General features: G+C 62.5%; 22 protein-coding genes and 1 pseudogene. 13 read left to right on the top strand and 10 right to left on the bottom strand.

What is annotated here, in order from left to right; translation table 11 throughout:
• Positions 1-20: 20 nt before the first annotated feature.
• Positions 21-188 (bottom strand): hypothetical protein, encoded by a 168-nt coding sequence (locus CIT26_RS28505; RefSeq protein ID WP_095495626.1) that lies wholly within the window; start codon positions 186-188, stop codon positions 21-23.
• Between the two features lie 308 nt (positions 189-496).
• Between CIT26_RS28505 and CIT26_RS28500 the strand changes: the two genes are divergently transcribed.
• Together CIT26_RS28500 and CIT26_RS28495 are read left to right on the top strand one after the other, a co-directional pair.
• Positions 497-1,414, top strand: a complete 918-nt coding sequence (locus tag CIT26_RS28500; RefSeq protein ID WP_095495625.1) for an SMP-30/gluconolactonase/LRE family protein — start codon at positions 497-499, stop codon at positions 1,412-1,414.
• Positions 1,415-1,447: 33 nt separating this feature from the next.
• Positions 1,448-1,657: a tautomerase family protein gene (locus tag CIT26_RS28495; RefSeq protein WP_095495624.1), complete on the top strand. Its 210-nt coding sequence runs from the start codon at positions 1,448-1,450 to the stop codon at positions 1,655-1,657.
• A 275-nt stretch (positions 1,658-1,932) separates the two neighbouring features.
• On the opposite strand, the gene CIT26_RS28490 is transcribed toward CIT26_RS28495, so the two are convergent.
• The 8 genes and pseudogenes from CIT26_RS28490 to CIT26_RS28455 all read right to left on the bottom strand — a co-directional run bounded on the left by CIT26_RS28490 (position 1,933) and on the right by CIT26_RS28455 (position 9,349).
• Positions 1,933-2,286, bottom strand: coding sequence for an NADPH-dependent FMN reductase (locus tag CIT26_RS28490; protein ID WP_245319589.1), 354 nt, complete (start codon positions 2,284-2,286; stop codon positions 1,933-1,935).
• Positions 2,287-2,491: 205 nt separating this feature from the next.
• Entirely contained in the window at positions 2,492-3,112 is a 621-nt protein-coding gene (locus CIT26_RS28485; RefSeq protein ID WP_095495623.1) for a pyridoxamine 5'-phosphate oxidase family protein, read from the bottom strand.
• A gap of 16 nt (positions 3,113-3,128) precedes the next feature.
• Positions 3,129-3,803, bottom strand: a complete 675-nt coding sequence (locus CIT26_RS28480; protein WP_095495622.1) for a septation protein A — start codon at positions 3,801-3,803, stop codon at positions 3,129-3,131.
• 62 nt (positions 3,804-3,865) lie between these two features.
• Positions 3,866-5,590 carry a signal recognition particle-docking protein FtsY gene (gene ftsY, locus CIT26_RS28475; RefSeq protein WP_095495621.1) on the bottom strand — a complete coding sequence of 575 codons (1,725 nt, stop codon included), beginning with the start codon at positions 5,588-5,590 and terminating at the stop codon, positions 3,866-3,868.
• 11 nt (positions 5,591-5,601) lie between these two features.
• The gene (mtaB, locus tag CIT26_RS28470; protein ID WP_095495620.1) at positions 5,602-6,939 is read right to left on the bottom strand and encodes a tRNA (N(6)-L-threonylcarbamoyladenosine(37)-C(2))-methylthiotransferase MtaB; all 1,338 of its coding nucleotides are present in this window, start codon (positions 6,937-6,939) and stop codon (positions 5,602-5,604) included.
• Entirely contained in the window at positions 6,939-7,823 is an 885-nt protein-coding gene (gene dapF, locus CIT26_RS28465; protein ID WP_095495619.1) for a diaminopimelate epimerase, read from the bottom strand. The genes mtaB and dapF overlap by 1 nt, the downstream gene beginning before the upstream one ends.
• Positions 7,824-7,960: 137 nt before the next feature.
• Positions 7,961-8,116 (bottom strand): annotated as a pseudogene (locus CIT26_RS28460) (DUF1328 domain-containing protein); the annotation flags it as partial.
• A 192-nt stretch (positions 8,117-8,308) separates the two neighbouring features.
• The gene (locus tag CIT26_RS28455) at positions 8,309-9,349 is read right to left on the bottom strand and encodes an MBL fold metallo-hydrolase (protein ID WP_167391552.1); all 1,041 of its coding nucleotides are present in this window, start codon (positions 9,347-9,349) and stop codon (positions 8,309-8,311) included.
• Positions 9,350-9,613: 264 nt separating this feature from the next.
• Between CIT26_RS28455 and CIT26_RS28450 the strand changes: the two genes are divergently transcribed.
• Both CIT26_RS28450 and zapE read left to right on the top strand, forming a co-directional pair.
• Positions 9,614-10,156, top strand: a complete 543-nt coding sequence (locus CIT26_RS28450; RefSeq protein WP_095495618.1) for an AprI/Inh family metalloprotease inhibitor — start codon at positions 9,614-9,616, stop codon at positions 10,154-10,156.
• Positions 10,157-10,299: 143 nt separating this feature from the next.
• Positions 10,300-11,502 (top strand): cell division protein ZapE, encoded by a 1,203-nt coding sequence (gene zapE, locus CIT26_RS28445; RefSeq protein WP_095495617.1) that lies wholly within the window; start codon positions 10,300-10,302, stop codon positions 11,500-11,502.
• 203 nt (positions 11,503-11,705) lie between these two features.
• On the opposite strand, the gene CIT26_RS28440 is transcribed toward zapE, so the two are convergent.
• Positions 11,706-11,996, bottom strand: a complete 291-nt coding sequence (locus CIT26_RS28440; protein WP_245319588.1) for a GNAT family N-acetyltransferase — start codon at positions 11,994-11,996, stop codon at positions 11,706-11,708.
• A 217-nt stretch (positions 11,997-12,213) separates the two neighbouring features.
• Between CIT26_RS28440 and mdh the strand changes: the two genes are divergently transcribed.
• The 9 genes from mdh (at position 12,214) to CIT26_RS28395 (ending at position 20,580) form a co-directional block, all read left to right on the top strand.
• Positions 12,214-13,182 (top strand): malate dehydrogenase, encoded by a 969-nt coding sequence (gene mdh, locus CIT26_RS28435; RefSeq protein ID WP_095495616.1) that lies wholly within the window; start codon positions 12,214-12,216, stop codon positions 13,180-13,182.
• A gap of 31 nt (positions 13,183-13,213) precedes the next feature.
• Positions 13,214-14,407 carry an ADP-forming succinate--CoA ligase subunit beta gene (gene sucC / locus CIT26_RS28430; protein WP_095495615.1) on the top strand — a complete coding sequence of 398 codons (1,194 nt, stop codon included), beginning with the start codon at positions 13,214-13,216 and terminating at the stop codon, positions 14,405-14,407.
• A gap of 91 nt (positions 14,408-14,498) precedes the next feature.
• Positions 14,499-14,975, top strand: a complete 477-nt coding sequence (locus tag CIT26_RS28425) for a hypothetical protein (RefSeq protein ID WP_143747931.1) — start codon at positions 14,499-14,501, stop codon at positions 14,973-14,975.
• Between the two features lie 36 nt (positions 14,976-15,011).
• A complete protein-coding gene (locus CIT26_RS28420) occupies positions 15,012-15,383 on the top strand; it encodes a cupin domain-containing protein (RefSeq protein ID WP_065007262.1) in 372 nt (123 codons plus the stop codon).
• 22 nt (positions 15,384-15,405) lie between these two features.
• A complete protein-coding gene (locus tag CIT26_RS28415) occupies positions 15,406-15,636 on the top strand; it encodes a DUF6364 family protein (RefSeq protein ID WP_095495613.1) in 231 nt (76 codons plus the stop codon).
• Positions 15,626-15,820, top strand: coding sequence for a PIN domain-containing protein (locus CIT26_RS28410; protein WP_095495612.1), 195 nt, complete (start codon positions 15,626-15,628; stop codon positions 15,818-15,820). Before CIT26_RS28415 ends, CIT26_RS28410 begins: the two co-directional genes overlap by 11 nt.
• A 14-nt stretch (positions 15,821-15,834) precedes the next feature.
• Positions 15,835-16,737, top strand: a complete 903-nt coding sequence (sucD, locus tag CIT26_RS28405; protein ID WP_095495611.1) for a succinate--CoA ligase subunit alpha — start codon at positions 15,835-15,837, stop codon at positions 16,735-16,737.
• 9 nt (positions 16,738-16,746) lie between these two features.
• Positions 16,747-17,592, top strand: a complete 846-nt coding sequence (locus CIT26_RS28400; protein WP_095495610.1) for a hypothetical protein — start codon at positions 16,747-16,749, stop codon at positions 17,590-17,592.
• 3 nt (positions 17,593-17,595) lie between these two features.
• The gene (locus CIT26_RS28395) at positions 17,596-20,580 is read left to right on the top strand and encodes a 2-oxoglutarate dehydrogenase E1 component (protein ID WP_095495609.1); all 2,985 of its coding nucleotides are present in this window, start codon (positions 17,596-17,598) and stop codon (positions 20,578-20,580) included.
• Positions 20,581-20,599 lie beyond the last annotated feature (19 nt).

The raw sequence follows: 20,599 nt of genomic DNA, 5'->3' as shown, positions 1-20,599 counted from the left end.
TTCGGGATCATGCGTTCGCCTCAGCCGTAGATCTGCTTGTGGACTTGGTAGAGCATTTCGCTGCGATCGGCGCGCATGTCGGCCAGATCGCGGCTGGAAAAGGAGTCGATTTCGGCTACGAGGCGGTTGTAATGCCGGCGCTTGGCGATGCTGGTGCGAGCGCGGCTCATGAGGTTGTCGAGAATCATAGCGAGGTTCCTTCTGTGCCGCATTGTTGCGGCAGGTTGTTCCTCCCTGATCGATACGCAGCATGACATAGTTATGATGCGCTGCAAAAAGAAGATGTTGCAATGCACCATTGCGCTGGGCGCATAGCCGGTTAACCGCGCTGAAAGTCCTTCATTTGAACCCCGTCATTCGAGCAAGGGCGACATTGCTGCAGCTTGCCTCGATGTCTCAAGATGCGGTGAGGCCGACATCAACGATCTTGCCATATTGATCGCCGGCTGGCTTGATCGCGCCGGCACTAGCGATTTTGCATGACCGGGAGGAAACCATGGCCGCCGAAGACTACGAGATTCTCGATCCGCGTTTTGCGCGGCTGTTCAACAGCAACGCGCAGGTGGACAAGCTGTTCACCGGATGCCGGTGGGCGGAAGGGCCGGCCTGGTTTGCGGCCGGCCGTTATGTGGTGTGGTCCGACATCCCCAACAACCGCATGCTGCGCTACGACGAGACCGACGGCAGCGTCAGCGTGTTCCGGCAGCCGTCCGGCAATTCCAACGGCAACACCGTCGACCGGCAGGGCCGGCTGGTCACTTGCGAGCATTCGGGCCGCCGCGTCAGCCGCACCGAGCATGACGGCTCGATCACCACCATCGCCGACAAATGGCGCGGCAAGCGGCTGAACTCGCCCAACGACGCGGTGGTCAAGTCCGATGGTTCGATCTGGTTCACCGACCCGACCTACGGCATCGACACGGATTATGAGGGCGACAAGGCCGAGAGTGAGATCGGCGCCTGCCATGTCTACCGGGTCGATCCCGGAACCGGCGAGATCGACGCGGTGATCACCGACATGATCAGGCCCAACGGGCTCGCCTTCTCGCTCGACGAGAGCAAGCTCTATGTCGTCGATACCGGCCGCACGCATGGCGCGCAGAATCCGGCGCATATGCGGGTGTTCAATATCGACGAGGGTGGCAAGAAGGTCTCCGGCGGAAAGGTCTTGGCCGACTGCACGGCCGGCCTGTTCGATGGTTTCAGGCTCGACGATCAAGGGCGGATCTGGACCAGTGCCGCCGACGGCATCCATTGCTACGATCCGGACGGGACGCTGATCGGCAAGATCAAGGTGCCGGAAGTCGTCGCCAATTGCGTGTTCGGCGGCAACAAGCTGAACTGCCTCTATATCGCCGGCACGACCTCGCTCTACATGGTCCGGCTCATGGTCAACGGCGCAAAGACATTTTGAGCGGCCGCCAAGCAATATCCAAGGGAGGACGCCATGCCATTCGTGAACATCCGCCTCGTCAACGAGGTGATTGCCGATGACCCCTCGGGCAAGAAAGCGGCGATCGCTGCCCGGGTGACCGCGGCCATCACCGGCGCCACCGGCCTGACCAGCAACGATGTCTGGGTGGTCTTCGAGGAGGTCAATGCGCGCGACTGGTTCGTCGGTGAGACCGATGTCGAGACGCTGAGACGGAAGGGCTAATCTCCCGACGGGCACGGCAGCGGCACGGAAGTTTGCGAGAGGCCTGCGGGACAGCGCCCCCCTCTGCCCTACCGGGCATCTCCCCCACTTGGGGGGAGATCGGCAGCTTCGTCGCCTAGCCCGTCTTTCGACGTTGGAGGTTGGCGAAAGCGGGGATGACGGCCAATCTCCCTCCTTGTGGGGGAGATGCCGAGTCTTGGCAAAGAGGGCAGGATCGCCGACGCTCGCTTCGCGTTAGCTCCGCTCCGGGACAACGAAAGCATGGTGGCCGCCGCTTAACGCGAGCGGATGAAGTCGGCGAAGGCCGAAACGGCGCTGCGCATCGCCAGTCGGTTTGCCGGTTCCGCCAGGATTTTCTCCACCTCCGGAGGCTTCTTGCCGAGCAGGGCGATTTCGAGCGCGGCTTCCTCATAGAGCGCGAAAGACATGGTGCGCATGATCTCGGCCAGAGCCGCGCGGGCAAACAGCGAGCGCGGCGAGGCGTGCATCAGCATGGCCGGCTTGGCGACAGCGGCGTCGCGTGAGACCAGCCAGTCGAGCGCGTTCTTCAGCCCGCCCGGCACACCATGGGCGTATTCCGGGCAGGATACGATGACGCCGTCGGCACTGGTTACGGCATCGATCAGCACTGAGGCTCCGGCGGTGTCCGTTCGCCTTCGTCATCCGGATTGAAGATCGGCAAGCGGCCAAGCCCGTCATAGACGATGACGCGGCAGCCAGTCGGCGCATTTTTGCGCCAAGGCCACGGTCAACGCCGAATTGGTTGAGGCGGCCCGCAGGCTGCCAGAGATGGCCAGGATGTTGAGCAAGGGTGCGAATCGCGTCCGGAAAAGCCTACCACATCGTCTGCTTGTAGCTTTCGTCCAGCCAGCGGTCGGTCGCCTCGACCGAATCAGCGAGCGCCAGCTGGTCGCGCAGGATCTGGCCGAGCGTCGGCAGCGTCGCGCGGTCGTACCAGGTTTCCGGCTTCCACAGATCGGAGCGCATGAAAGCCTTGGCGCAATGCATGTAGGCGGCCTTGACCGTCACCAGAACGACGCTTTGCGGTTCCTTGCCGTCGACGGCGAGCCGCTCGCGCAAAGCCGCATCGACGGTGATGCGGGCATCGCCGTTGACGCGCAGCGTCTCGTTCATGCCCGGGATGAGGAAGAGCAGCCCGACCGAGGGGTTGAGAGGAATGTTCTCCAGCGTGTCGAGCCGGTTGTTGCCGGGCCGGTCGGGGATGGCGATGGTCTTCTCGTCGAGCACGGCGGCAAAGCCCGGTTTGTCGCCCTTCGGCGTCACATCGGCATTGCCGGCGCCGTCGGAGGAGCCGATCAGCACGAAGGGGCTTTTGCCGATGAAGGAACGGCTGTGGCCATCCAGCGCCTTCAATTCCTTGCGGATCGAGCCGTCGGTCGGCCGAGGCGTCTTGTAGATCGCTCTTAGCTCCTCGCGCGTGGTGACGAATTCCATGCCCTCTCCTTAACCGTTACTTGCCGGCCTTCTCTTCGTTTCCGGTCTTGCCTTCAAGCGAATGGCGCATGATCAGCGGCATCTGGCTGAAGGTGAAAAGAAGCGTGATTGGCATGATTCCCCAGACCTTGAAGGTAACCCAGGCGTCGGTGGAGAAATTCCGCCAGACCACTTCGTTGACAAGGGCCAGAAACAGGAAAAACAGGCCCCAGCGGAAGGTGAGTTTCTTCCAGCCCTCGGCATCGAGGCTGAACGCCGAATCGAAGACGTAGCCGAGCAGCGACTTGCCGAAGAACAGGCCGCCGAGCAGCACGCCGCCGAACAGCATGTTGACGATGGTCGGCTTCATCTTGATGAAGATGTCGTCCTGCAGGTAGAGCGTCAGCGCGCCGAAGACGAAGACGACGACGCCCGATACCATCGGCATGATCGGCAAGGTGCGGGTGAGCAGCCAGGAAGCGATCAGCGCGATCGCAGTCGCGGCCATAAACAGGCCGGTGGCGACGAAGATCGGCCCGCCGAGCTCGGCCAGCGCCGGAAATTTCTGCGATAGCCATGCGCCGCGCGCGTTGGCGAAGAAGAACACCATAAGCGGGCCGAGCTCCAGCACCAGCTTGAGCAGCGGATTGATGCCTTCCTTCTTCTGTTTCTGCGGGTCGGACGGGTCGCGTTCGAGGATGCGCGGGTTCATAGGCTTTCCTTCTTGCGCAAGATCCCGTCCAACAAGTCTGCAACTTCTTGGGATCATGCTTGTTATGCCACTCCAGCGATCGCCCTGGCGAACTCGCTTGCGGAGAAAGGTTCGAGGTCGTCGACCTGTTCGCCGACGCCGATGAAATAGACCGGCAATTTGTGCTTTGCCGCGATCGCCACCAGAATACCGCCGCGAGCCGTGCCGTCCAGCTTGGTCATCACCAGGCCGTTGACGCCGGCGACATTGCGGAAGATCTCGACCTGGTTGAGCGCGTTCTGGCCGGTGGTGGCGTCGACCGTCTGCAGCACGGTGTGCGGCGCTTCCGGATCGAGCTTGCCCAGCACCCGGACGATCTTTTCCAGTTCCGCCATCAGCTCGGTCTTGTTCTGCAGCCGCCCGGCGGTGTCGATGATCAGTACGTCGGAGCCGGCTTGCTTGGCCTGTTCGAAGGCGTCGTAGGCAAGACCTGCCGCATCGGCGCCAAGCTTGGAGGCGATGACCGGCGATTTGGTGCGCTCGCCCCAGATCTTCAACTGCTCTATTGCCGCGGCGCGGAACGTGTCGCCGGCTGCGAGCATCACCGACAGGCCGCCGTCGGTCAGCTTTGCCGCCAGCTTGCCGATGGTCGTGGTCTTGCCGGTGCCGTTGACGCCAACGACAAGGATGACATGCGGCTTGTGGCTGAGGTCAAGCTCCAGCGGCATGGCGACATGGGTCAGCACCTTCTCCACCTCGGCCGCCATGATTGCGCGCACTTCCGTCTCGGAGACGTCCTTGCCGTAGCGGCTGGCGGCCAGCGAATCGGTGATGCGCAATGCCGTCTCCATGCCGAGATCGGCGCGGATCAGCACGTCCTCCAGATCCTGCAGCGTGTCCTCATCGAGCTTGCGCTTGGTGAAGACGCCGGCGATGTTGCCGGACAGTTCCCGGGAAGAGCGGGCAAGCCCCTCCTTCATACGCTGGAACCACGAGCGTTTCGGTGCCGGTCCCGGCGCCTTCTGCGGCTCGGCTTTCTGCTCGACCTTCTTGCTTACGGTGACCTTGCCGGGGGCCGGCCTTGGCTCCGGCGGTGGTTGCGGAACGGCCTCCGGCTCGGGTGCGATCTCGGCAAGGACCGGCTTCGCCTCGATCGGCGCCGGCTGGCGAATGGGGGGCGGGATTTCGGCCGGCGGCGCCTCAGATTTGGGGGCTGTTGAGGGAGCCTCAGCGGGCGGTGCCGGCATTTCGACGGGCTCCGGCTCCGGCTGTTTTTCCGGCTGGAACGGGGCGATTTCTGGCGGCTGCGGCTCGGGCTCAAGAATTTCCTGCGGCTCTGGTGCAGGAACTGGCTCAGCGATGACGGGGGCGGCCGGGATTTCTTCGGGCTCCGGCTCCTCAGCAGCCGTTTCCGGCGGCCGCAGCTCCTCGACCGGAGCAGGCTCTGTCTGGATTTCTGGCTCGGGCGGAACGGTAGGAGCGGGCTCGGGCTTCGGCTCCTCGACCGGAGCAGGCTCCGGCTGGATTTGTGGCTCGGGGGAAATGATCGGAGCGGGCTCGACCTCTTCAACAGGCGCCGGCAGCGGCGCGGGCGGCGCTTCAGCCTCGACCGGTGGCGGAGGCGCAGCTTCTGCCTCGGGTCGGGGCTCTTCGTGTTTCAAAAATTCCGGAACGGCCTGCTCCGTCGCCGGTTTCAGCGCCTCCAGAGCGTCCCATTTGATCGGCGGCAGCGGCGTGGTCTCGTCGATCCGCTCCTCGACCACTTCCTTCTTGCCGAACGAAAATATCTTCTTGAGAAAACCAGCCATGTTTTTGCGTCTCAGGCGGCGCGGGCGGCAAGCGGCGCCGCGATCAGGCGCGCGCCGTCATGGCCGGCGATATCAGCCTCAACGATTTCGCCCGGCGCGCCGGCAGAGATCGCGGCAAGCGTGAAGCCTTCGGTGCGGCCGAGCCCGTCGCGCTCGACCAGGATCGACTGGCGCGTTCCGGTGAGCGAGGAAAGGTGGCCGCGGTAAGCGGCGTCACCGGCGGCGCGCAGCCGTGCCGCACGCTGCTTGACCACCTCGCGGCGAAGCTGCGGCATGCGCGCGGCGGGCGTGCCTTCGCGTGGCGAGAACGGAAAAACGTGGAGATGCGTCAGCCCGCATTCCTCGACGATCTCCAGCGATTTTTCGAACATCGCGTCCGTCTCGGTCGGAAAACCGGCGATGATGTCAGCGCCGAAGACTATGCCGGGACGCAGTTTGCGCAAATCCTCGCAAAAGCGGATCGACTGATCCCGGTTGTGCCGGCGCTTCATCCGCTTCAGGATCATGTCGTCACCCGCCTGCAGCGACAAATGCAGATGCGGCATCAGCCTGGGCTCGGTGGCGATGGCGTCGAGCAGATCGTCGTCGGCCTCGATCGAATCGATCGAGGAGAGGCGCAGGCGTTTTACGCCAGGCACCTGCTTCAGGATTGTCTTGACCAATTTGCCGAGTTTCGGGCTGCCAGGCAGGTCGGCGCCGAAACTGGTCATGTCGACGCCGGTCAGCACGATCTCGGCATAATCATTGCCGCTCAGCCGCTCGACCTGCTCGACCACGGCCCCCATCGGCACCGAGCGCGAATTGCCGCGGCCATAAGGGATGATGCAGAAGGTGCAGCGGTGGTCGCAGCCGTTCTGCACCTGGACAAAAGCCCGCGCCCGGCCCTCGATGGCGTCGACCATGTGGCCGGCTGTCTCGCGTACCGAAAAGATATCGTTGACGCGGGCCTTCTCGGTGTCGTTGACGCCGAAATCCGGCAGCGCGCGATAGGAATGCGCCTTCAGCTTCTCTTCATTGCCGAGGACGAGATCGACCTCGTCCATGGCGACGAAATTCTGCGGCTCGGTCTGCGCGGCGCAGCCGGTGACGATGATGCGGGCGGCCGGGTTCTCGCGGCGGGCCTTGCGGATCGACTGTTTTGCCTGGCGCACCGCTTCGCCGGTGACGGCGCAGGTGTTGAAGATGATGGCGCCGCCTTCCAGCGCGCCAAGGCCGGCGCTTTCCGCCTCTCGCCGCATCACCTCGGATTCGTAGGTGTTCAGCCGGCAGCCGAAGGTGACGACGTCAACACCTTTGGGAAGAGTGGGGCCCCTGGAAAGGGCGGGACCCTTCTTGGCAAGAGGAGCCATCAGGCGGCGCTTTCGGTGTCGCGGGCCCACACGCCGGTCGACGGATCGAAGCTGCCGGAAAATTCCCATTCGGCGGCGCCGGTGAGGATGACGTGGTCGTCGCCGCGCCATTCGACATGCAAGGAGCCGCCGCCGGGCGTCACCAAGGAGACACTGCGTCCGGTCCGCCTGGTGCGCGCGGCAGCGACGACGGCGGCACAAGCCGCCGTACCGCAGGCCCTGGTCAGGCCGGCGCCGCGCTCCCAGGTGCGGATGACCATCGTCTCGGGCGAGGTCACCCGTGCGATGGTGATGTTGGCGCGTTCGGGGAAGATCGGATGGTTTTCGAGCAGCGGGCCGAACCGGTCGAGCTCATAGGACCAGACGTCGCGGTCGACCCAGAAGATAGCGTGCGGATTGCCCATCGACACGACCGAGGGCGAGTGCAGAACAGGCGCGTCGATCGGGCCGATCTGCAGCTCGATCATGCGGGTATCGCGGAATTCCTCGGCCAGCGGAATATCCTGCCAGCCAAAACGCGGCTTGCCCATGTCGACCGAGATCAGCCCGTCGGCATGTTCTTCAGCGTTAAGGATGCCGGCGACGGTCTCGAAGGCGAATGTCTTCTGGCCGGTCTCGGCGGCAAGTGCCTGCACCACGCAGCGCATGCCGTTGCCGCAGGCCTGCGCGCCGGTTCCGTCGGAATTCAGGATGTCGATGAAAAAGGCGGTGCCCGGCGTCTTGGCGTCGTGGATCGCCATGATCTGATCGAATTTCGTCGCCGCATCGGCATTGAGCGCAAGGGCGGCAGCCGGCGTCACCCGATCGGCGCGACCGCGCATGTCGGCAACGATGATTTCGTTGCCAATGCCGTTCATCTTGGCGAAGGGGGCAGTGCTTGCCATGGATCGAAAGGTCTCATGCCGGTTTGGCGCCTATATGGCGGATACCGGCCGAAATTACCAGTGTGCGGACGTCAGAGCGACGTGCGTCCACTTGGACGCACAAAGTACGCTCTGACACTTTGAACCCGCGCAACGTGCACCGCGAAGACGCCGAGCATGACCAGCAGGAAGATAATCAGCACGATGCCGATGAGGATACGGGCGCCGGTGGCGGCTGCTCCGGCCAATGCCGGCATGCCGAGCAGGCTGGCCGCGGCCGCGATAATCAGAAGAATGATGATCCATTTGATCATGGGGAAATCCCGCGCAGCCGACGGTTGTGGATGCCTGCCAACGCCTTTGCGACGTCCCGGGTTCCCCTGCGCCGCGAAGCCGGTTGCCTGCCTAGTGCATCGGACCCAAAAGTGGGTACCGGTTTTGGGGAAATCCGATACTCAAACAAGAAGATTGAGCGGCGGTTCGCCTCGACTTGAAAGTCCGCCGCTCTAGACCGTCGGCACGTCCCAGACCTCGCCGGGACGCAGGGGGCGAAAGCGTTCGCGAGGGACGCCCTGGTCATCCAAGGCCTCGCCCAGCTTTCTGGCCGGCTCGTCGATCGGCTCGTTGGTAAGCCGGAACGTGCCCCAATGGCAGCCGGCGGCATAGGCGGCGTTGCACAAAAGCATGCCTTGCACCGCCTCCTCCGGGTTCTGGTGGTGAGGCGCCATGAACCAGCGCGGCTCGTAGGCGCCGATCGGCAGGATGGCGAGGCGGAAGCCGGCGTGCCTTTCGGCCATCAGCCGGTAGTTGATGCCGTCGTGGAAACCGGTGTCGCCGGCGAAATAGACCTTTCCGCTCGGCGTCTCGACCACAAAACCCGCCCACAGCGCCATGCGCCGGTCGCGGGTGCCGCGCGCCGACCAGTGGTGCACCGGCTCGATATGGACGGCGACGTCCTTGCCGATATCGACCCGCTCGCCCCAGTCATGCACGGAAAGCCGCATTCCGGAAACGCCATCGTCGATGATGGCGTCGTTGCCGAGCGGCGTCAGCACCAGCGGGTCGTGCTTTGTCTTCAGCCGCTTCAGCGTGGCGAGGTCGAGATGGTCGTAGTGGTTGTGGCTGACCAATACGAGATCGATCGGCGGCAGGTTGGAAAAGGCGATGCCCGGCGGATTGACCCGTTTCGGCCCGGCAAAGGAGAGCGGCGAGACGCGCCGCGACCAGACCGGGTCGGTGAGGATGTTCAGGCCGGCTGTCTGGATGAGCAGCGAGGAATGGCCGACCATGGTCAGCCTCAGCCCGGAGTCGTCGATCCGCTCGGCCGGTGTTGCCTGATGAAACGGACTTGGATTCGCCGCCGGCCATTTCGAGCGTTCGCCGCCCAGCTGCCACTTCAAAAGATCGGAAAAGCGGGCAGGCAGCTTGCCGTTGGGATTGAAGAACAAGGTGCCGTCGAAATGATCGCTCGGTGGGCCGCTATAATAGCGATTGGCGGCTCTTTTTCTCGCAGCCAAGGTTTCGCCTCCGGCAGGGTTCCGTTTCATCAGAGATAGGACCGGAGCCGGCTGGCGCAAGCATTTGGCGGGCGACGCCAGGACACGCCTGTCCAGGCAAAAACGCTGCGCGGTCTCGGGTCTGATCCCTAGGGCAGGCTTTCAGGCGGCACGTATCTTGTGGTAAAATTGCAACAGATGCTGACGCAAATTGTATTTTAACCATATCGGGTTGAAATTTCGCCACCTTCTCCATCTTGGTGAAGGGGATATTGTGCGGACGGCAGCCCCAGCCGGATCCGACGGAGGTTTGAAATGAATTTTTCGAAAACCGGTCTGCTGGCCGTATCGCTTGCCGCGCTCGTTGCGAGCGGCTGTTCAACGTCACGGTTCTCGTCGATGGGCCAGGAGCAGCCGGGGCCGCTGCAAGCCGCGCCCTCCGGCACGGTGACCGCAAACCAGCTGCCGCCGCCGGCGGCACCCGGCACCGCCGACCCGTCGAAATTTCCGACGGCGCCGCAAGGTTCTGAGGTGGCTTCGCTGCCACCGGACGGGACGGCTCCGGCCGGAGCTGCGGATCTTACCGCCTCCAGCGTCGCCGGCGTGTGGAAGGCCAGCGTGTCCGGCCAGAGCTGCCAGGTGGCGACGCCGCAGACCAAATTCGGTGCCGGCTACCGGGCCGGACCGCTGCATTGCCCGGCGCCGATCGACGGCATTAAATCCTGGAACGTCGCCGGCAAGCAGTTGACGCTGTACGACGAGAATGGCGGCACGCTGGCACGGCTCTATTCCTCGGGCGGAGAGAAATTCGACGGCCAGACTTCCAACGGCCTGCCGATCTCGCTTACAAGAGGCTGACCCGCTGCCTATTTGTTTTACGCAATTCCGAACGGAAAACCGCTACACACTTTTCCTGGAATTGCTGTCTTTTGTTTTTACGCAATTCCGGACGGAAAACCGTGACACACTTTTCCTGGAATTGCTCTAGAACGACGTGACCGATGCATCTGCGTGACGGCCTTCAGACCCATGCGACCGTCCGGCAGCGCTACGACCATCTGGTTGTGTCAGGCCTGATCGACCGCGATCCGGCGCAGGAGCGGATCGTCGCGGCACTCGACCGGCTGATCGATGAGATCTCGGCAAAGCGACTGGCGCACAAATCGAGCGCGCTGGGCTGGCTGTTCGCCCGCAAGCGCGAGACGCGCGAGGCCGTCAAGGGCCTCTACATCCATGGCGGCGTCGGCCGCGGCAAGACCATGCTGATGGACATGTTCTTCGAGCTGGTGCCGGTCAGGCGCAAGCGCCGTGTGCATTTCAACGACTTCATGGCCGATGTGCAGGACCGCATCCAGAAGCACCGGCAGGCGCGCAAAGAGGGCGCCGTCAGGGAAGACGACCCGATCTCGCCGGTGGCCCGCACGTTGGCCGAGGAAGCCTGGGTACTTTGCTTCGACGAGTTTTCCGTCACCGACATCGCCGATGCGATGATCCTGTCCCGGCTGTTCTCGGCGCTGTTTGCCAACGGCGTCGTGCTGGTCGCCACGTCCAATGTCGCGCCGCAGGATCTCTACCGCGACGGCTTGAACCGCAAGCTTTTCCTGCCCTTCATCGGCATCCTGGAGCGGCATGCGCAGGTGCTGGCGCTGGACGCCGACAAGGACTATCGGCTGGACAAGCTCAGCCGCCTGCCGGTCTATGTCACCCCCGCCGATGCCGCCGCCGATGCTGTTCTCGACGAGGCCTGGGAAGTGATGACGCATGGCAGGCCGGCGGCCGAGGCGGCGCTGATGGTAAAGGGCCGGCAGGTCGTGGTGCCGCGTGCCGCCGGCGAAGCGGCGCGGTTTTCCTTTGGGGATGTGTGCGAAAAACCGCTCGGCGCCCGCGATTTCCTGGCGATTGCCGGCCGCTTCTCGACCGTCTTCATCGATCATGTGCCGGTGCTCGGCGAAGGCATGCGCAACGAGGCCAAGCGCTTCATCCTGCTGATCGACACGCTCTACGACCATCATGTGCGGCTGGTAATGAGCGCCGCCGCACCGCCGCCGCAGCTGTACACAGCCAAGCGCGGCAACGAGGTGTTCGAGTTCGAGCGCACGGCGTCACGGCTGATCGAGATGCAGGGCCACGAATGGCTGGAAGACTGGGCGGAGAGGCAGAGTGCGAAGGCGCTGTCGCCGGAAGCGCAGCAGGCGCAGGCCTAAGTCACCGATAGCTCCAGAATGTCGTTCGGTAGCGATCCTTCGCGCCCCTCTGTCCCGCCGGCGCCTACAACCGATACACATACATCACGAACTCCTCCGCCGGCCCATGCGGCTCCTTCCGCGCCTCATAAAGAGCGCGCGCCGAGACATTGCGCGGCTCGGTGCCGACCCAGGCCTCCTCGCAGCCATGCTCCCGGCCGAGCTCAAAACATGGCGTCGAGCATCTTCGTCGCTATGCCCTGGCGCTGGAAGGCCGGCGCCACGCCGACTTCGTCGATGTAGAGTTCGCTCACCTTATCCGGGTGGCGGTGGATGACGGCCGCGCATTGGCCGACGACTATGCCATCGGCCAATGCCACAATCATGAAATGACCTGATGAGGCGAGATAGGCGGCGAGCCGATCCGGCCTGACCGGTTCATCGAACACATCTTCGGCGACCCGCATCACAAGGGCGTCATCGCCGGGAAGCAGCCTTCTTATTTCCATCTTCATTGCGTAGCTTTCCTGAGCCGGGCTCAATTCTTTGACGCTTACGTAATTCCCGTTGTTTCTAACCGATTGAAATTGTTCACTCCAAAATAATCGTTTGAATTTCTTCCGCGCTGGGGCTATTGGGGGCGGCGAAAATTCCGGCTTCCCCGCAGCATTCCGGCCCGCTTCTTCGACGCCGTCATGGCGCCGTCACAGTCTAAAGGGACAACATCCTCACATGGCACGCAATAAGATAGCGCTCATCGGCTCGGGCATGATCGGCGGCACGCTCGCCCACATGATCGGCCTCAAGGATCTCGGCGACGTTGTGTTGTTCGATATCGCCGAGGGCATCCCGCAAGGCAAGGGGCTGGATATCGCGCAGTCGTCGCCGGTCGATGGCTTCGACTCCAGGCTGGTCGGCGTCAACGATTATGCCGGCATCGAGGGCGCCGACGTCTGCATCGTCACCGCCGGCGTGCCGCGTAAGCCCGGCATGAGCCGCGACGACCTTCTCGGCATCAATCTGAAGGTCATGGAGCAGGTTGGCGCGGGTCTCAAGAAATACTCGCCGAAAGCCTTCGTCATCTGCATCACCAACCCGCTCGACGCCATGGTCTGGGCGCTGCAGAAGTTCTCCGGACTGCCGAAGAGCCATGTCGTCGGCATGGCCGGTGTGCTGGACAGTTCGCGCTTCCGCTACTTCCTGGCCGAGGAGTTCAAGGTGTCGGTCGAGGATGTCACCGCTTTCGTGCTCGGCGGCCATGGCGATTCCATGGTGCCGATGATCCGCTATTCGACGGTCGCCGGCATCCCGCTGCCCGACCTCATCAAGATGGGCTGGACCTCGAAGGAAAAGCTCGACCAGATCGTGCAGCGCACCCGAGACGGCGGCGCCGAGATCGTCGGCCTCCTCAAGACCGGCTCGGCCTTCTACGCACCGGCCGCCTCGGCGATCGCCATGGCAGAAGCCTATCTCAAGGACAAGAAGCGCGTGTTGCCCTGTGCTGCGCATCTCTCCGGCCAGTATGGTGTCAAGAACACCTATGTCGGCGTGCCGGTGGTGATCGGCGCCGGCGGTGTCGAGCGCGTCATCGAGATCGAGCTCGGCAAGACCGAGCAGAAGATGTTCGACAATTCGGTGGCGGCGGTGCAGGGCCTGTGCGAGGCCTGCGTCAAGATCGCTCCGCAACTCGCCGCCAAGTGATCCGCCGCCAAGTGACCCGGAGATATCTAGCATGAACATCCATGAATATCAGGGCAAGGCACTGCTGAAGGGCTTTGGCGCACCGGTGGCCGAAGGCGTGCCGGTGTTCGAGGCAAGCGAGGCGGAAGCCGCCGCCAAGGCGTTGCCCGGCCCGCTCTATGTGGTGAAGAGCCAGATCCATGCCGGCGGCCGCGGCAAGGGCAAGTTTAGGGAACTCGGCCCCGATGCCAAGGGCGGCGTCAGGCTGGCGAAGTCGGTGGCCGAAGTGGTCGCCAACGCCAAGGAAATGCTTGGCCACACTCTGGTCACCAAGCAGACCGGCCCGGCGGGCAAGCAGGTCAACCGCCTCTATATCGAGGACGGCGCCGACATCGAGCGCGAGCTCTATCTGTCGCTGCTGGTCGACCGCTCGGTCGGCCGCATCGCCTTCGTCGTTTCGACCGAAGGCGGCATGGACATCGAGGCGGTGGCCCATGACACACCGGAAAAGATCATCACCGTCGCCATCGACCCGGAAAAGGGTGTGACGGCGGCTGATTTGAAAGAACTCAACGGCGCGCTGAAGCTTGACGGCGACGCCGCCAAGGACGGCGAGACGCTGTTCCCGATCCTCTACAAAGCCTTTCTCGAGAAGGACATGAGCCTGCTCGAGGTCAACCCGTTGATCGTCATGAAGAACGGCCGGCTGCGCGTGCTCGACGCAAAAGTGTCGTTCGACAACAACGCGTTGTTTCGCCATCCCGACGTGATGGAGTTGCGCGACATCACCGAAGAGGACGAGAAGGAGATCGAGGCGTCGAAACACGACCTCGCCTATGTCGCGCTCGACGGCAATATCGGCTGCATGGTCAACGGCGCCGGCCTCGCCATGGCGACGATGGACATCATCAAGCTCTATGGCGCCGAACCCGCCAACTTCCTCGATGTCGGCGGCGGTGCGTCGAAGGAGAAGGTGACGGCGGCGTTCAAGATCATCACCAAGGATCCGGCGGTCAAGGGCATCCTGATCAACATTTTTGGCGGCATCATGAAGTGCGACATCATCGCCGAGGGCGTGATCGCAGCAGTCAAGGAAGTCGGGCTGCAGGTGCCGCTGGTGGTGCGGCTCGAAGGCACCAATGCCGAGCTCGGCAAGAAGATCATCAACGACAGCGGGCTCAACGTCGTCTCGGCCGACGACCTCGACGATGCGGCGAAGAAGATTGTCGCGGCGGTGAAGGGCTGAAAGGCAGTCGATGATCTCTACCCGACTTCTGTGTGCAATTGGACTCGGCTGCTTCGCCCTGCCGGCGCACGCGGAAGAGATTTCGGATGCAATGGTGCTCTATAAGAATATCTGTATCGCATCAAACGGCGATTTGACCAAGGCGGAGCAATTGACGATCGAGAATGGATTTTCGATCGATTCTGACGACCGTGGCAGAAAGACGTTTGATCGAACGAGCACTGGAACTCTCTCGGCGCCGTTTGTCATACTCAAGGCGGCAGGATCAAATGGGAATAAGTCTTTGCTCGATATCTGTGAGATCTTCGGAACTACGATTCGAATGGCAGAGTTCGATGACTACGCTCGCTCGCGGGGTTTGATCGAGGTGCCAAAGGAGGAGATTCTTGGCGATCTAGCGGACCAAAACTACGTCCGGATTTACGCAAACAAGGAGTGCCAGGCTGCTGGGGACGACAGCGCCGCATGCCTTGTTATTGGGACCTTCGGCGACAAGCCGGTAGACGAAAAGTTCAGTGGAGTTTTTCGTTTTGGAACTCCTCGGCCTCAAGTGGGGAATCCACTATGACCCTCCCTCCATTCACAAGCGTGAAGGGCTAATCTGGTGCCTCCGCATAAGATAAATCTCGTCGAGGCGGCGGATCAGAAGATCAAAAAGGTCTTCGATCCGCATATCGCCGGCGACGTCAACGACGCCCAGGTCAAGATCGCCAAGTTCGGCGATGTCTTCGACTGGCACGCGCATGACAATGAGGACGAAGCGTTCCTGGTGCTGCGCGGCCGCATCGCCATCGATTTCCGCGACGGCACGGTGGAGCTTGGCAGCGGCGAGTTCATTGTCGTGCCGCGCGCCGTCGAGCACCGGCCGCGCTCGCTGAGCGAGGAGCCGGTGGTGCTGATGTTCGAGCCGGCGACGACGCTCAACACCGGCAACGCCAAGAGCGACCTCACCGTCGCCGATCTCAAGCGGCTTTAGGGAGCTTGTGCGAGGAAGAGAAATGAAGAACATCACTCTGGCCGTCGAAGACGAGGTTCTGGAGCAGGTCAAGCAGGCGGCCGCCGAGCAGGGAACGACCGTCAATGACATGGTGCGAGAGTTTTTCGCGACAGTGGCCGCGAAGCGTCGTACCAACGACGGGGCTCGGCTAGCCCTGCTTAGGCTTGCCTACGAAGCTGCAGGCGACATGGGCGGCAAGAATTGGAACCGGGCAGCTCTCCATGACCGCTGAGTGCTTCCTCGACCCGAACATGCTCGTCCATGCCGCCATCGGACACGATTCCAAGCGAGCGGAGTGTGGCGCAATCATCGCCGCCGCCGAGCGCCTTGGCGTCAAGACACTTTACACCGAAGACCTCAACCACGGACAGACTTACGGCTCCGTAGTCGCCATCAACCCCTTCCGCACTCACTGATCAGGTCGCAAAAAATGTCCATTCTCGTCGACAAGAACACCAAGGTGCTGGTGCAGGGCCTCACCGGCAAGACCGGGACGTTCCATACCGAGCAGGCGCTGGCCTATCACGGGACAAAAATGGTCGGCGGCATCCACCCCAAGAAGGGTGGCGAGACGTGGACCGGCGCCAACGGCGAGAGCCTGCCGATCTTTTCCACGGTTGCCGAAGGCAAGGCAACGACCGGTGCCAATGCGTCTGTCGTCTATGTGCCGCCGGCGGGCGCCGCCGAGGCGATCCTGGAAGCGATCGAAGCCGAGATCCCGCTGATCGTCTGCATCACCGAGGGCATCCCGGTGATCGACATGATCAAGGTCAAGGCGCGGCTCGACCGCTCGACTTCGCGGCTCATTGGCCCCAACTGCCCGGGCGTGCTGACCCCCAACGAATGCAAGATCGGCATCATGCCCGGCAACATCTTCCGCAAGGGCTCGGTCGGCGTTGTTTCCCGCTCGGGAACGCTTACCTATGAGGCAGTGTTCCAGACCACCAATGTTGGCCTCGGGCAGACCACCGCCGTCGGCATCGGTGGCGACCCCGTCAAAGGCACGGAGTTCATCGACGTGCTGGAGATGTTCCTCGCCGACGACGAGACCCAATCGATCATCATGATCGGCGAGATCGGCGGCTCGGCCGAGGAAGACGCCGCGCAGTTCCTCAAGGACGAAGCCAAGCGTGGCCGCAAGAAGCCGATGGCCGGTTTCATCGCCGGGCGCACCGCCCCGGCTGGCCGCACCATGGGTCATGCGGGCGCGGTCATCTCCGGCGGCAAGGGCGGCGCCGAGGACAAGATCGCGGCCATGGAATCGGCCGGGATAAAGGTTTCGCCATCGCCGGCCCGGCTCGGCACGACGCTGGTCGAGGCCATCAAAGGGTGACGAACTGTGATGTTCGAAAGACTTGAACAAAACTTCGAGGCTCTGCGTGATAGCTTGTCAGCACGCAATCAGCAGTCGCTCGATGCGTACGTTGGAGCAATCACAAGGTTTACAGGGGACAAGCTGTCGCCGCGTCCGCTGCCAACCGACGGGCTATCGACTCTGGAATTGGCTGCATTTGAGGCTTCGATATCGGCACTACTTAGCATACTTGTACCGGGCTCAATTGGCTGGGTTCCTAATTTCGGGAAGCTGTACCAAGAGACACTGGAAAAGCTCGAAATATCAGGCTGGCAACCGGTGGCGGATGAGCTTCTGTCGAATAAGTCTGCAGCAGCGCGCGCATCATACGAGGTTATCAAAACCGCCAATCGCTGTCCCGAAATTCTGGTTATGCCCGAGAATATCGAAGCGACAAGAGAGTCGCATAGCAAGATAACAGCGCGCTTGCTTGACCAGAGCAACAAGTTAGGCACTCCAATGCTGAACGAGGTTTTCCTTCAGCATAGGGATTGCTCGGGATGCTTGATGCATCTCCGTTGGAGTGATGTTGGGTCGAGGACATATACTGATTTTGCCTTGCACTCATTTTATGACGATCGGTTCAGAGAGATCAGTCGTCAAGCATTACTTTCAAAAATTGTATGGCGCTGCCTTCGCGGCGATTACAGATCCAGCCGGTTTTTTGATGGGTTCTCCGTGACCGGCAGTATCTTCAATGGTGGTCGCGACGGACTTGGCGCTGATTTTATCGGCGTTGAAACAAGCAGTAGCGACTGCGAAATCTTCACTGATGCGGGCTTCTTACTCTATCCACTCCGGATGTCCGTCCAGTTGAACGAAAGGATGTTGTGAGCCATGTCACGACAAGATCAGGCCAACGACCAGTTTTCGCTTACCTCTTTCCTCTATGGCGGCAATGCCGACTATATCGACGCGCTCTACGCCGCCTATGAGGACGATCCCGAATCCGTCAATCCCGAATGGCAGGATTTCTTCGCGGCGCTGAAGGACGATGCCGGCGATGTCCGCAAGAATGCCAAGGGCGCCTCATGGGCCAAGCCGTCGTGGCCGCTGCAGGCCAATGGCGAATTGGTGTCGGCGCTCGACGGCAATTGGGGCATCGTCGAGAAGCACATCGAGAAGAAGGTCCAGCACAAGGCGGTGATGAACGGCGTCTCCCTTTCCGACGCCGACGTGCATCAGGCGACGCGCGATTCCGTGCGCGCCATCATGATGATCCGCGCCTACCGCATGCGTGGCCATTTGCACGCCAATCTCGATCCGCTCGGCATTGCCAAGCTCGAGGATTACAACGAGCTGTCGCCGGAAAATTACGGCTTCACCGCCGCCGACTACGACCGCCCGATCTTCCTCGACAACGTGCTCGGGCTCGAATTCGGCACCATCCGGCAGATGCTCGACATATTGACCCGCACCTATTGCTCGACGCTCGGCGTCGAGTTCATGCATATTTCCGATCCCGAGGAGAAGGCCTGGATCCAGGCGCGCATCGAGGGCACCGACAAGGAGATCTCCTTCACCGCCGCCGGCAAGAAGGCGATCCTGCAGAAGCTGGTCGAGGCCGAAGGCTTTGAGCAGTTCATCGACGTCAAGTACAAGGGCACCAAGCGCTTCGGCCTCGACGGCGCAGAGGCGCTGATCCCGGCGCTGGAGCAGATCGTCAAGCGCGGCGGCCAGCTTGGCATGAAGGAGATCGTGCTGGGCATGGCGCATCGCGGCCGGCTGAACGTGCTCTCCCAGGTGATGGCCAAGCCGCACCGCGCCATCTTCCACGAGTTCAAGGGCGGCTCGGCCGCACCCGACGAGGTCGAGGGCTCGGGCGACGTGAAGTACCATCTCGGTGCTTCGTCGGACCGCGAGTTCGACGGCAACAAGGTGCACCTGTCGCTGACCGCCAATCCCTCGCATCTGGAAATCGTCGATCCGGTGGTGATGGGCAAGGCGCGGGCTAAGCAGGACTCCCTGTTCGGCCGCAGCCGCGAGGAGATCGTGCCGCTGGAAGAGCGCGCCAAGGTGCTGCCGCTGCTCCTGCATGGCGACGCCGCCTTTGCCGGCCAGGGCGTGATTGCCGAAATCCTCGGCCTGTCGGGCCTGCGCGGCCACCGCGTCGCCGGCACACTGCATTTCATCATCAACAACCAGATCGGCTTCACCACCAATCCGCGCTTCTCGCGCTCGTCGCCCTATCCGTCGGATGTGGCCAAGATGATCGAGGCGCCCATCTTCCACGTCAATGGCGACGATCCGGAAGCCGTGGTCCACGCCACCAAGGTGGCGATCGAATTCCGCATGAAGTTCCACAAGCCTGTCGTGGTCGACATGTTCTGCTACCGCCGCTTCGGCCACAATGAGGGCGACGAGCCGGCCTTCACCCAGCCGATCATGTACAGCAACATCCGCCGCCACAAGACGACGGTGCAGATCTATGCCGACCGGCTGATCACCGAAGGCCACATCACCCAGACCGAATTCGACAAGATGAAGGCCGACTGGCGGGCACATCTCGAGCAGGAATTCGAGGTCGGCCAGCATTACAAGCCCAACAAGGCCGACTGGCTGGATGGCGCCTGGTCGGGCCTGCGCACGGCCGACAACCAGGACGAACAGCGGCGCGGCAAGACCGCCGTGCCGGTCAAGACGCTGAAGGAAATCGGCAAGAAGCTGACCGAGGTGCCGAAGGATTTCGAGGCGCACAAGACGATCCTGCGCTTTCTCGAGAATCGCCGCCAGGCGATCGAGTCGGGCGAAGGCATCGACTGGTCGACGGCCGAGGCGCTGGCCTTCGGCGCCATCCTGCTCGACGGCAACCCGGTCCGGCTGTCCGGACAGGATTCGGAGCGCGGCACGTTCTCGCAACGCCACTCCGTGCTCTACGACCAGCGCGACGAGACACGCTACATTCCGCTCAACAATCTGTCGGCGGCGCAGGCCGGTTTCGAAGTCATCAACTCGATGCTGTCGGAAGAGGCCGTGCTCGGCTTCGAATATGGCTACAGCCTGGCCGAGCCGAAGGCGTTGACGCTTTGGGAAGCGCAGTTCGGCGATTTCGCCAACGGCGCCCAGGTGGTGTTCGACCAGTTCATCTCGTCGGGCGAGCGCAAGTGGCTCAGAATGTCGGGCCTCGTCTGCCTGCTGCCGCATGGCTATGAAGGCCAGGGGCCGGAGCATTCGTCGGCCAGGCTCGAGCGCTTCCTGCAGCTTTGCGCCGAAGACAACATGCAGGTGGCCTACTGCACGACGCCGGCCAACTACTTCCACATCCTGCGCCGGCAGTTGAAGCGGGATTTCCGCAAGCCGCTGATCCTGATGACGCCGAAGTCGCTGCTGCGCCACAAGCGGGCGGTGTCGACGCTGCCGGAGATGTCGGGCGAAAGCGCGTTCCACCGGCTGTTGTGGGACGATGCCCAGCAGCTCCCCGGCCAGGCGATCAAGCTCACCAAGGATTCGAAGATCCGCCGTGTCGTGCTCTGCTCGGGCAAGGTCTATTACGACCTCTACGAGGAGCGCGAGAAGCGCGGCATCAACGACATCTATCTGCTGCGCGTCGAACAGCTCTATCCGTTCCCGGCCAAGGCGCTGATCACCGAACTGTCACGCTTCCGCAACGCCGAGATGGTGTGGTGCCAGGAGGAGCCCAAGAATATGGGCGCCTGGTCGTTCATCGATCCCTATCTGGAATGGGTGCTGGCGCATATCGATGCCAAGCATCAGCGGGTGCGCTATACCGGCCGGCCGGCCGCCGCGTCGCCGGCGACCGGATTGATGTCGAAGCATCTCGCCCAGCTTGCCGCCTTGCTCGAAGACGCGCTCGGTGAATAGAACAGAGCCGGGCGAATAG

This window comes from Mesorhizobium temperatum, from assembly GCF_002284575.1.
GTDB lineage: Bacteria > Pseudomonadota > Alphaproteobacteria > Rhizobiales > Rhizobiaceae > Mesorhizobium > Mesorhizobium temperatum.
This window is presented reverse-complemented; position numbering and strand designations above follow the sequence as displayed.